The organism is Sorangium sp. So ce385 (assembly GCF_051474135.1).
Classification (GTDB): Bacteria; Myxococcota_A; Polyangia; order Polyangiales; family Polyangiaceae; genus Sorangium; species Sorangium cellulosum_D.
This window is the reverse complement of record NZ_CP150337.1, coordinates 7,863,310-7,874,865: the sequence shown is the minus strand read 5'-3', so window position 1 is coordinate 7,874,865 and position 11,556 is coordinate 7,863,310. Positions and strand designations below refer to the sequence as shown.

Here is an 11,556-nt window from a genome sequence, read left to right as displayed (position 1 = left end):
ACATCGCTTCGCCTGCTCTTCCGCAGCGGGGGCGGTTTGCGCTAGTAGCACTGCATGCCTCGCCCCTTCGATCCTGTGGAGGCGCCGCCGCTTCCGGAGCAGGCCGGCCGTACGTTTCCGCGCCTGGTCGAGCTGATGCAGCGGCTCCTTGCGCCCGACGGATGTCCGTGGGACCGCGAGCAGAGCTTCGCGACGCTGCGGCGCTACGTGCTCGAGGAGGCCTGCGAGGTCATCGATGCCATCGACGGCGGCGACCGCAAGGAGCTGTGCGCCGAGCTCGGGGATCTCCTGCTCCAGGTCGTCTTCCAGGCCGAGCTCGCCCGGGCCGAGGGGGCGTTCGGCCCCGACGACGTGGTCGCCGCGATCTGCGAGAAGCTCGTGCGGCGCCACCCCCACGTGTTCGCGGACGAGAGCGCCGAGAACGCCGACGAGGTGCTCCAGAACTGGGAGCGCATCAAGGCGGCGGAGCGGGCCCGGCAGGGCAAGGACCGCGGGGTGCTCGGCGGCGTTCCCCGCAGCCTGCCGGCGTTGACCCGGGCGCAGCGGGTCGGCGAGAAGGTCGCGCGCGTGGGCTTCGACTGGCCCGACGCGCGGGGCTCGCGCGCGAAGGTCGAGGAGGAGCTCGGAGAGCTGGATCGGGCGTTCGAGAGCGGCGACCCCGCCGCCATCGAGGAGGAGCTCGGCGACGTGCTCTTCGCGCTCGGGAACCTGGCGCGCCACGCCGGCGTCGACGCGGAGGGGGCGCTGCGCCGCACGATCGACAAGTTCACCCGGCGCTTCGAGCACGTCGAGCGGCGGGTCATCGAGCGGCACGGCGGCTGGCCTGCCAGGGCGTCGGATGACACCCTGACGCTGGACGAGCTCGACGGCTACTGGGACGAGGCCAAGCGCGGCGAGCAGCGGACCTGATCGCTGCGTCGAGCTCCGGCGAGCTCAACCCCGGTCGCGCTGCGGCGAGCTCAACCCCGGTCGCGCTGCGGCGAGCTCAACCCCGGTCGTGCTGCGGCGAGCTCAACCCCGGTCGGCGAGCTCAGCGAGCTCAGCTCAGCGGCGAGCTCAACCCCGGTCGCGCGGCGGCCGTGGGCGTCGAGCTCAACCCCGGTCGCTCGGCGGCCGCACAACCAGGCTCCCAGAGGCCGCCGTGCTCATCCCCGTCGGCCCGGCGCCTGCGCGAGCAGGGTCTCAGGCGCGCCCGGGCTCAGTCACGCACCGCGGTCAGCACGAAGCGCTCCCGCACGCGCGCCTCGTTCGACTCGTGACGGACGTGGATCTCGTAACGGCCCGGCTGCGCGACCGCCACGCTGAGCGGCGCGTCGCCGCGGTAGCGCGTGAGCCGATGCGAGCAGCGCTCCTGCTGGCAGTGCTCCTCCAGCGCCCCGCCCTCGCCGTCGGGCAGCCGCACGCGCACGTGCTCCGGCACCTCGAGGTGAACCACCGCCGGCTCCTCGGCATGGCGGTGCGTCCACAAATCGAGGTGCATCCACGCGTGACCGTCGTCCGGCAACGCGACGGCGCGCTCCTCGGAGCGCTCGATCGCGGGAGAGCTCGCGCCCCCGCCGCCCGCCAGCGCGACGGCGATCGCCAGCGCGGCGAGCGCCGGCGCTGCGAGCATCACTCCCCATCGCCAGGGGCTCTGCGCCCGCTGCGATCTCTTGCCGCCCTCCGCCGCCGGGCGCTCCGGCCGCTCGGGGAGCTTGTTGAGCGCGCGCTCGACGAGCGCCTCGGAAGGGTTCATCGCGCGCAGCGCCCGCATGCTCGCCGCGAGATCCTGCGGAATCGGAGGCACATCGTGGTCCTGTCCGCTCACGTCGATCCCTCTCGCGCCGCGACGACGAGTTGCGCCGCCACGCGCTCGTATGCATCGCGCAGCCGCGCGCGCCCCCGGGCGTGGCGGCTCTTCACCGTCCCCTTGGGGATTCCGAGGAGCTCGGCCACACTATCGTAACCGAGCTCCTCGATGTCGCATAGCACCACCACGGTGCGGAATTCCTCGGGCAGCTCCTGAAGACAGGCGAGGAGCATCCCCGTGTCCTGGCTCAGGATCGCGGCCGCCTCCGGGCTCGGCGCTTCGGCGCGAGGCAGGATGCCGAGCGCCTCGGTGCACACGTCGACGAGCCGATCGAGCAGGCCGCGGCGCCGCGCCTCGGTCCGGTAGGCCTCCAGGTACTCGTGCCGAGCGATCCCGCAGAGCCAGACCCCGAGATCCGAGCGCCCCTCGAACGACGCCGCGTTCAGGTACGCCTTGAGCAACGCGTTCTGGAACAGATCGTCCGCCTGATCGCGGGCGCCGCAGAGGGAGATGCAGAATCGGTACAGGCGCGGCAGCACCGGGCGCACCGCCGACTCGAACTGCGCGCGCGATTCGCCGAGGAGGGGTCGCGATTCGGTCATGGGGGCCGTTCGAGCGCCTGGAGCGTCGAGGCCCGGAACTCTAGCGTGGAATGGACGGCGAGGTAGAGCCCGCCGCTCGGGCCACGGCGGGGCGAGCAGCGGCGCCTCGAGCAGGGGAGCGCTGTACATCGACGCCCCCTAGGACGGAACGGGCCCCCGCGCAGGTTCCTGCACATCGCATGAAATCGTCACCCCCATCGGGAACCTCGGGGCGAGTGGTCCCGTCCTGGGGCGTGTTCTGACGAACAGCGGGCCCACAGGGTGCCCGCGTCTCCGAGGCCCGACCACCCCATGTCCAACCCGATGATTTCTTCAGGCGCGCCGGCGCAGGCGCCCGCGTCCGCCTCGTGGAAGAACGACCTCGTTTCAGGCTTCCTCGTCTTCCTGATCGCCCTGCCGCTCTGCCTGGGCATCGCCATGGCGAGCGGGTTCCCGCCCATCGCCGGCGTGCTCACCGCCGTCGTCGGCGGGATGGTCGCCACCTGGCTCGGCAGCGCGCCGCTGACCATCAAGGGACCGGCGGCGGGCCTCATCGTCATCGCCCTGGGCGCCGTTCAGGAGCTCGGCGGCGGCGACAACGCGGTCGGATATCGCCGCGCGCTCGCGTGCATCGCTGTCGCCGCGCTGACACAGATCGCCTTCGCGCTGGCGCGCGCCGGCAAGCTCGGCGACTTCTTCCCCGTCTCGGTGGTGCACGGCATGCTGGCGGCCATCGGGATCATCATCTGCTCGAAGCAGATCCACACGCTCGTCGGCGTCACGCCCGCGGCGAAAGAGCCGCTCCACCTGATCCTGGAGATCCCGCGCAGCCTGTCCCGGCTGAACCCCGAGATCGCCTTGATCGGCGTCCTCTCGCTGATCATCCTCTTCGGCTATCCGGCGGTCGCCAAGAGGTCGCGCTATCTGCAGAAGATCCCCGCGCCGATGCTGGTGCTGGCGCTGTCCGTACCGCTCGCGTACGTCTTCGATCTCGAGCACGAGCACACCTACACGCTCGCGGCGACCCACACGACGTACGCGATCGGGCCGAGCTTCCTGGTCAACCTGCCGGGCAACCTCCTCCAGGCGATCGTCTTCCCCGACTTCAGCCACGTCGGCACGCCCGCGTCGATCAAATACATCGTGATGTTCTCGCTGGTGGGCAGCATCGAGTCGCTGCTGTCGGCGAAGGCCGTCGACTCGCTCGATCCCGCGAAGCGCCGCTCCGATCTCGACCGGGATCTGCTCGCCACGGGCGTCGGCAACCTCATCGCGGGCCTGCTCGGCGGGCTGCCGATGATCTCCGAGATCGTCCGCAGCTCCGCGAACATCGGCTACGGCGCGAAGAGCCGCCTGTCGAACTTCTTCCACGGCACCTTCCTCCTGCTCTTCGTCGCCTTCGCGCCGGGGCTGATCCACCGGATCCCCCTCGCCGCGCTCGCCGCCATGCTCACGTTCACGGGCACCCGCCTCGCGTCCCCCAAGGAGTTCGTGCGGACGCTCCGCATCGGCAGGGAGCAGCTCATCATCTTCGGCACCACGGCCGCGTTCTGCATCGCCTCCGATCTGCTCGTCGGGGTCGCGGCCGGCATTGTCGTGAAGATGCTCATCCACGTGATCAACGGCGCGCCGCTGCGCGTCCTCTTCCGGCCGGACGTGGAGGAGCGCGCCGAGGGAGGGCGCGTCGTGCTGCGCGTCAAGCACGCGGCGGTCTTCAGCAACTATCTCAGCATCCAGCGGAAGCTCGCGAGCCACGCGAGCGCCTCCAGCATCGAGATCAACTTCGCGGAGGCCCGCCTCGTCGATCACACGGTCATGTCCAACCTGCACGAGCTGGAGGCCGTGATGAAGCGAGACGGGCGGACATTGACCCTCTCGGGCCTCGGCGATCACTTCCAGATGTCGTCCCACCCGCTCTCGGCGAGGAAGAGGACCATCATCAGCCCCGTCGCCGAGCGCTGAGCCGCGGCGATGCGCGGCCGCCGCGGCCGCGCATCGCGGGTGAGGCCCCAGGAACCACCTTATCTCCGGGATCGCCATGGACAGCGAGCTCTCTCAGGATCTCCGCGCGAGCGCCGCGCGACAGGCGCGCCTCTGCGACGTGGTCGAGCACGCCGGGCACTTCCTGCCAGCGCAGGGGCCCATCGGCGTGTTCGTCCACCACAACACGCTGCACGCCTTCCAGCACCTGCCGTTCCACGACGCGCTCGCCGCGGCGAGCGCCGTCTTCGAGGCCGAGCCGTACCTCTCGGAGGCGGAGTATCGCGCGCACATCGCCTCGGGGCGGATCGGCGGCGAGGACCTCGAGGCGGCCCTCGCGGCGCGCTTCGCCGCGCACCCGGACGAGCGGCGAGGCCCGCTGTCCCGGCACGAGATCGAGCGGCTCTCGCTGCGCCATCCGATCGAGGCGGAGACCGCCGCGGGCCTCGCGTGGCGCATCGCCGAGGCGGGGGAGACGCGGAGGCTCAGGGCCGACGTCCCCGCCGAGCGGCGCTGGCGCATCCTGGAGCGCACGGAGCGCTGGCTCGAGGCGCGCCCCGAGACCGCGGCGCACCTCCGCGACCAGGGCGGCCTCGATCCGGAGTCGCGCGCCGCGCTCGCGCTCTGGGACGCGTGCCGCGCCGTGCAGCTGCCGCCCGCCCCGCCCGCGGAGCCGCCGCTCGTCGACCGCGTGGGTGAAGGCCGGTCGCACCGCGATCTGCTGCTCGCCCTGGCCGGCGAGGATCCGGCCGAGCTCGTCGATCCGCTCCTGATCCGGCTCCTCGCCGCCTACCTCGACGAGGGCGTCGCGCACTGGGCGATGCCCGATCGAGCGCAGGGGCTGTGGCGCTGCTTCCGCGACATGGCGCTCGAGGGCGCGTGGCTCGCTGCCCCGGCCTTCCGGGGGCTCGACAAGGAGCTCCGCCAGCTCGGCGCGGCAGGGCTCGCGCCGCCCGCGATCGCGGTCCGGGCCCTCGACGAGCTCGGGGTGCCCGAGGATCGCTGGGAGGGATACGTGACCCGCGTGCTGCTCGAGCTCCCGGGCTGGGCCGGCATGATCCACCGCCTCGAGCACACCCCGGGCGATCGGCCCCCGGGATCGCCGCCCGCGTCGCTGGTCGAGTACCTCGCCGTCCGCCTGACCCTCGCCCGGTACGCGCTGCGCGACGTCGCGCGCCGGCGGCTCGGGTACGCGGGGCCCCTCGCCGGGCTCGTCGAGCACGCCCGGCGCGCCGCGCGGCCGCCGGCGCCGCCGCCCTGCTCGCCCGACCACGATCGGCCGTTCCGCCTGTTTCAGCTCGCGCAGCTCGCCGGCCTGTCGGCCGCCGAGATCGAGCCGCTGCCCGTGGCGGACCGCGTCTGGGCGCTGTCGGCGCTCGAGGCGTTCGACGCGATCGCGCGGCGCCGCGTCCTGCACGAGGCCTACGAGCATCACCACCGGGTCGAGGCGCTGCACGGGATCGCCGTGAGCCTGCGCCGCCCGGAGGAGGAGCGCGCGGTGAAGGAGCCCCGCTTCCAGGTCGCCTTCTGCATCGACGATCGCTGCGAGGGGCTCCGGCGGCACTTCGAGGAGCTCTCGCCGCGGCACGAGACCTTTGGCGTGGCCGGGTTCTTCGGCGTGCCGATCCGCTACCGCGGGCTCGACGACGCCGGCCACGCGAGCCTCTGCCCGGTCGGGGTGGAGCCGGCGCACGAGATCGTCGAGCGGCCGCACGAGGAGGAGGCGGGCCGCCGCCGGCAGGCCCGCCGCAGGCGCTGGGCGCGGCTGCTGCACGCGCTCGGGCGCGGCTCGCGCACCCTGGCGCGCGGCGTGCTCCTCACGCCGACCCTCGGCCTGTTCTCCACGATCCCGCTCGTCGGACGCATCCTGTTTCCTCGGGCGACGGCGCGGCTGCGCCGCGCGCTCGAGCGGCGTCTGCTCCCGGCCGTGCCGACGCGGCTCCTCAGCCCGCACGACGAGGGCTCCGCCGCGGCCGGCTCCGCCGCGGCCGGCGCGGGGCGGCCGTTCACCGCCGCCGAGAAGGCGGCCCGGGTGGCCGTCACGCTGGAGAACATGGGGCTCACCCGCGGCTTCGCGCCGATCGTGGCGGTGCTCGGCCACGGATCGACCAGCGTGAACAACCCGCACCAGTCGGCGTACGACTGCGGCGCCTGCGGCGGCCGCCATGGCGGCCCGAACGCGCGGCTGTTCGCGTCCATGGCGAACGACCCCGAGGTCCGCGCCCTGCTCCGCGGCCGGGGGATCGACATCCCGGACGCGACCTTCTTCGTCGGCGGCATGAACAACACGACGACGGACGAGATCGTCCTCTACGACCAGCACCTCGCGCCGGCGTCGCACCGCGCCGAGCTCGCGGCGCTCTCCGGCGCCCTGGACGCGGCGCGCGCGCTGCACGCGCACGAGCGCTGCCGTCGCTTCGCGTCCGCGCCGGCCGACGGCGAGCCCGCGCGGGCGCTCGCCCACGTCGAGTCGCGCGCCGCCGACCTCAGCGAGGCCCGGCCCGAGCTCGGGCACGTGACCAACGCCGTCTGCGTGGTCGGCCGCCGCGCGCTCACCCGCGGGCTGTTCCTGGATCGCAGGGCGTTCCTCGTCTCATACGACCCGACCCAGGACCCGAGCGGCGCGATCCTCGAGCGCATCCTGCTCGCGGTCGGCCCGGTCGGCGCGGGGATCAACCTCGAGTACTACTTCTCCTGCGTCGACAACCGCCGTTACGGCGCCGGCACCAAGCTGCCGCACAACCTGGTCTCGCTGCTCGGGGTCATGGAGGGCTCGCTGAGCGACCTGCGCACGGGGCTGCCGAAGCAGATGATCGAGATCCACGAGCCGGTGCGCCTGCTCGTCGTCGTGGAGGCGAGCACGGAGACGGCCGCCGCGCTCTGCGCGCGGCAGCCGGCCCTCCGCGAGCTCATCTGCAACGGCTGGATCCAGCTCTCCTGCGTCGATCCGGACACGCGCCGGATCGCCCATTTCACGGGGGACGGCTTCGCGCCGTTCTCGCCCCCGGACGACCCTTTGCCCGAGGTCCAGCGCTCCGCCGACTGGTACGCCGGGAGGTCCGGCTTCGTCCCACCTGCGCTCATCCGCGCCGCGTCCACGCGGCCACGCGAGGTCGCCCACCATGCTGTCTGACGTGCTGCTCGGCGAGCTCGCCGCGCTCGCTGTGCTCTCCCCGGCGGCGGCCTTCGCCGCGCTCGGGGCCTACCTGCTGCTCCTCCGCACGCCGAGCGAGCGCGTCGTGTCGCGCGTCGTGCTGTCCGCGCTCTCGGTCTCGCTCGCGGCGTCGCTGGCGATCTGGGGCTCGGCCGTCGCGGCGCCCTACGCGTTCGTCCCGGTGAAGCTCGGACACTGGTTCGAGACCAGGAGCTACGCGTTCGAGATCGTCCTGCTCGTCGATCGGCTGTCGGCGACGATGATGGTGCTCGTCTCGCTGATCGCGCTCACGGTCGGCCGGTTCTCGGTGGCGTACCTGCACCGCGAGCCGGGGTTCGCGCGGTTCTTCCTGCTCCTCGCGCTGTTCTCGACGGGCATGCTCGGGCTCGTGTCGGCGGGCACCGTCGATCTGCTCTTCGCCGGCTGGGAGCTCGTCGGCGCGACGAGCGTGCTGCTCGTGGCCTTCTTCCACGATCGCGAGGCGCCGCCGCGGGCCGCGGTGCGCGTCTACATCACCTACCGGCTCTGCGACGTCGGGCTGCTCGGGGGCGCGGTGCTCATGCACGATCTCGCCCACTCCTCGCAGTGGGGCGAGGTGTTCGGCGGCGCCCCCTGGCCCGGGCCCGCGGCGTCGCTCGGCCCCGGCGCGGCCACGGCGCTCGCGCTGTGCCTGTTCCTCGCCGCCATGGGCAAGAGCGCGCAGTTCCCGCTGGGGAGCTGGCTGCCGCGGGCCATGGAGGGGCCGACGCCGTCGAGCGCGCTCTTCTACGGCGCGATCTCGGTGCACGCGGGGGTGTACCTGATGCTGCGCGTGGCCCCGCTGCTCCAGCGCTCGCCGGCCGCGAGCGCGGTGATCGCCTGCGTCGGGGCGGCGACGGCCGTCTACGGCACGATGGTGGGGCGCGTGCAGGCCGACGTGAAGAGCGCCCTGGCGCACGCGACGATGACGCAGGTGGGGCTCATGTTCGTGGAGATCGGGCTCGGGCTCTACTGGCTCGCGCTCGTCCACCTGTTCGCGCACGCGTGCCTGCGCTGCCTCCAGATGCTGCGCGCCCCGTCGGCGCTCCGCGACGCGCAGGAGATCCGGGCCGCGCACGCCGGCGAGCCGCTGCCGCCCCTCGGGCTCGCCGCCCGCGCGCTGCCGGCGGCGCTCGTGCGGCGCGCGTACTGGCTCGCGCTCGATCGCTTCCACCTCGAGGCGCTGCAGGAGCGGCTCGTCGCCGCGCCGCTGATGCGCCTCGGGCGCGTGCTCGACCGGCTCGAGCGCCGGTGGGTGGCGGCGCTGAGCGGCTGGCCCGAGCGCGCCGCCGCCGAGCCGGGGGAGCCGGACGCGCACGCGCCCGCCGCGCCCGACGCACCCGAGCGCGCGATGGCCTTCGAGCCCGCCGCGAGCGACCGGAAGGGGGCGCGGACGTGAGCGCCTTTCCGCTCCTCGGGGCGCTCGTCCTCACGCCGGCGGTCGCGGCGCTCTTCGCCTCCCGGGCGCGCAGCGACGAGGGCGCGCGCCGCGCGGCCGTCGTCGGCGCGGCGCTCACCCTGCTCCTCTCGCTCGCGCCGCTCGCGCTCTCGCGCGCCGGCGTCGCGCTCGCCGCCGGGGGGCCCGCCCTGCCGCTCCTCGGCGCGCGCCTCCGGCTCGGCGTCGACGGCTACACCATCGCCCTGCTCCCGCTGCTCGGCTTCGTCCTGCTCGCCCTAGTCGCCGCGGGCCCGCGCGCCGCGGTCGACCGGCCGGCCGCCACCGCGCTGCTCGCCACCGCGAGCGCCATCCTCGGCGTCTTCTGCGCGCTCGACCTCGCGGTGCTCGCGGTTGCGTGGATCGCCGCGCTCGTGCCGATCGAGCGCCTGATCGCCAGGAAGGGCGGCGCCCTGGACCCGCTGCTCCGGCGCACCTGCCGCATCTTCCTGCTGGGCGGCACGGCGCCGCTCGCCCTGGCGATCGGCGCCATGGCCGCGCTCGCCGCGCGCCGCGGGGCGGCCCTGCCGTTCGACGTCGAGGAGATCGCCCGCGCCGGCGTCCCCGAGGCGTGGCAGTCGCCGCTCTTCGCGCTCGTCGGGATCGCCGTGCTGATGCGCATGGCCGCCGTGCCGTTCCACGGCTGGCTGCCCGTGCTGCTCGAGCGCGGGCCGCTCGGCGTCACCGTCCTGCTCGCCGAGATGCAGGTCGGCGTCTGCGTGCTCCTGCGCGTCGGGGCGGCGCTCCTGCCCGCGGGCTGCGCCGAGGGCATGCCCATCCTCGCCGTCCTCGGCCTGGTCAGCGCCCTGCACGGCGCCGTGCTCGCGCTCGTCCAGACCGATCTGCGCCGGATGCTCGGCTACCTCGTGGCGAGCCAGAAGGGGCTCGTGCTCCTCGGGCTCGCCTCGCTGAGCCGGGAGAGCGTGAGCGGCGCGCTCCTCCAGAGCGTCGCCTCGTCGATCGCGCTCACCGGGCTCGCGATGGTCATCGGAGCGCTGGAGGCGCGCGCCGGCACGGCCGACACGCGGGCGCTCGGCGGCCTCGTGGCCCGGACGCCGCGCATGGCCGCCTTCTTCTTCCTGCTCGCGTGCGCGGCGATCGGGATGCCGGGGGCGCTCTCGTTCGTGAGCGAGGACCTGCTCCTGCACGGCATCTTGCACGTCCACCCCGTGCTCTCGGTGCTGGCGCTGACGGCCGCGGCGCTCAACGGGATCACGCTGTTCCGCGCGTTCCAGCGCGCCTTCCTGGGCCCGCTGCGGCGCCACCTGCAGGGCGCCTCGGTGGAGGCGCTCCTGTTCCGCGAGCGGGCGTTCCTGCTGGCGACGGTGGCGCTCACCGTGGTGCTCGGCGTCGCGCCGGGGCGGCTGCTCGCGCTGCACGAGCCGATGGTCGACCAGGTCCTCCACGGCGTCGCCCACGCCGCGGCCGCGCGCGCCTCGGCGGCGGCGAGCCGCCGCGCCGTCGCCGATCCTGGCCAGGGCTCCTCGTCCGCGGGGACGGGCGTCGCGGTGGGCCTCGCGGGCGCGCGGCGCGCGCCGGGGCCGGGCGCGGCTCAGAGCAGGTAGCGCTCCCCCGAGTCGGGCAGGACGGTCACGATCGTGCCGTGCACCTTGCGCGCGATCTCCACGGCGGCGTGGACGTTGGCGCCCGAGCTCGGCCCGACGAGGAGGCCCTCCTCGCGGGCGAGCCGCCGCCCCATGCGGGACGCGGCCGCCTCGGTCACGGTGAGGATCTCGTCGATCAGCGAGCGCTCGAGGATCGCCGGCACGAAGCCGGGGCCGAGGCCCTGGATGCCGTGGGCGCCGGGGCCTCGGCCCGAGAGCACGGCGCTCTTCGCCGGCTCGACGGCGCAGATGCGGACCGCGCTGCCGAGCCGATCCCGGAGCACGCGCCCGCAGCCGGTCAGGGTGCCGCCGGTGCCCACGCCGGCGACGAACGCCGCGATGTCGCCGCCGGTCTGCTCGAGGATCTCGAGGCCCGTGGCGCGCGCGTGCGCGCCGGGGTTCGCCGGGTTCTGGAACTGCTGGCTCATCCAGGCGCCGGGGGTCGCCTGGCAGATCTCGACCGCGCGGGCGACCGCGCCGGCCATGCCCTGGCCCTCGGGCGTGAGGACGATCTCGGCGCCGTACGCGCGGAGGATGTGCCGGCGCTCGACGCTCATGTCCTCGGGCATGACCACGACGCAGCGGTAGCCGCGGACGGCGGCGATCATCGCGAGGCTGATCCCGGTGTTGCCGCTCGTCGCCTCGACGATGGTCGACCCTCTCCCGAGGGCCCCTTCGCGCTCGGCGCAGAGCACCATGCCGAGCGCGGCCCTGTCCTTGACGCTGCCGCCCGGGTTCATCGACTCGAGCTTGCCGTAGATGACGCCGCCCCCCTCGGGCGAGATCCGGGCGAGGCGGACGAGCGGCGTGCCGCCGATGAGCGCCAGCGCGTCCGGCACGACCGGGCCGACGCGCACGGTGGCGGCGGGCGAGGGCGCGGAGCGCTCGCCGGGAGCGTCGGGCGGGCTCGGCGGGCCGCCGCCCGGGGCTCGAGGGGACGACATGACGTCAGTGTACACGTGAACAGGGCATCCTCGAGGATGCCCGGGCCCTGA

General features: G+C 74.2%; 8 protein-coding genes. 5 read left to right on the top strand and 3 right to left on the bottom strand.

Features of this window, described 5'->3' with window-relative positions:
- Window positions 1-54 precede the first annotated feature (54 nt).
- Complete coding sequence (gene mazG, locus WME83_RS28625; protein ID WP_437312872.1) at window positions 55-909, top strand: nucleoside triphosphate pyrophosphohydrolase; 855 nt, start codon at window positions 55-57, stop codon at window positions 907-909.
- Window positions 910-1,198: 289 nt separating this feature from the next.
- Here the strand turns inward: mazG and WME83_RS28620 are convergent, their stop codons facing one another.
- Window positions 1,199-1,786, bottom strand: a complete 588-nt coding sequence (locus WME83_RS28620; protein WP_437312871.1) for a hypothetical protein — start codon at window positions 1,784-1,786, stop codon at window positions 1,199-1,201.
- A gap of 17 nt (window positions 1,787-1,803) precedes the next feature.
- Complete coding sequence (locus WME83_RS28615; RefSeq protein ID WP_437312870.1) at window positions 1,804-2,391, bottom strand: RNA polymerase sigma factor; 588 nt, start codon at window positions 2,389-2,391, stop codon at window positions 1,804-1,806.
- A 291-nt stretch (window positions 2,392-2,682) separates the two neighbouring features.
- Here WME83_RS28615 and WME83_RS28610 point away from each other — a divergent pair, with 291 nt between their 5' ends.
- The 4 genes from WME83_RS28610 (at window position 2,683) to WME83_RS28595 (ending at window position 10,522) form a co-directional block, all read left to right on the top strand.
- Window positions 2,683-4,332 carry a SulP family inorganic anion transporter gene (locus WME83_RS28610; protein ID WP_437312869.1) on the top strand — a complete coding sequence of 550 codons (1,650 nt, stop codon included), beginning with the start codon at window positions 2,683-2,685 and terminating at the stop codon, window positions 4,330-4,332.
- A 76-nt stretch (window positions 4,333-4,408) separates the two neighbouring features.
- The gene (locus WME83_RS28605) at window positions 4,409-7,483 is read left to right on the top strand and encodes a YbcC family protein (protein ID WP_437312868.1); all 3,075 of its coding nucleotides are present in this window, start codon (window positions 4,409-4,411) and stop codon (window positions 7,481-7,483) included.
- Window positions 7,473-8,921, top strand: coding sequence for a proton-conducting transporter transmembrane domain-containing protein (locus WME83_RS28600; protein WP_437312867.1), 1,449 nt, complete (start codon window positions 7,473-7,475; stop codon window positions 8,919-8,921). The genes WME83_RS28605 and WME83_RS28600 overlap by 11 nt, the downstream gene beginning before the upstream one ends.
- Window positions 8,918-10,522: a complex I subunit 4 family protein gene (locus WME83_RS28595; protein WP_437312866.1), complete on the top strand. Its 1,605-nt coding sequence runs from the start codon at window positions 8,918-8,920 to the stop codon at window positions 10,520-10,522. The genes WME83_RS28600 and WME83_RS28595 overlap by 4 nt, the downstream gene beginning before the upstream one ends.
- Here the strand turns inward: WME83_RS28595 and cysK are convergent.
- Complete coding sequence (gene cysK / locus WME83_RS28590) at window positions 10,510-11,400, bottom strand: cysteine synthase A (protein ID WP_437322055.1); 891 nt, start codon at window positions 11,398-11,400, stop codon at window positions 10,510-10,512. The genes WME83_RS28595 and cysK overlap by 13 nt on opposite strands.
- Between the last annotated feature and the right edge of the window lie 156 nt (window positions 11,401-11,556).

What these genes read in the sequence shown, in the direction of transcription:
- mazG (WP_437312872.1), top strand. Translation starts at nt 55, where the DNA reads ATGCCTCGCCCCTTCGATCCTGTGGAGGCGCCGCCGCTTCCGGAGCAG.
- WME83_RS28615 (WP_437312870.1), bottom strand. Translation starts at nt 2,391, where the DNA reads ATGACCGAATCGCGACCCCTCCTCGGCGAATCGCGCGCGCAGTTCGAG.
- WME83_RS28610 (WP_437312869.1), top strand. Translation starts at nt 2,683, where the DNA reads ATGTCCAACCCGATGATTTCTTCAGGCGCGCCGGCGCAGGCGCCCGCG.
- WME83_RS28605 (WP_437312868.1), top strand. Translation starts at nt 4,409, where the DNA reads ATGGACAGCGAGCTCTCTCAGGATCTCCGCGCGAGCGCCGCGCGACAG.
- WME83_RS28600 (WP_437312867.1), top strand. Translation starts at nt 7,473, where the DNA reads ATGCTGTCTGACGTGCTGCTCGGCGAGCTCGCCGCGCTCGCTGTGCTC.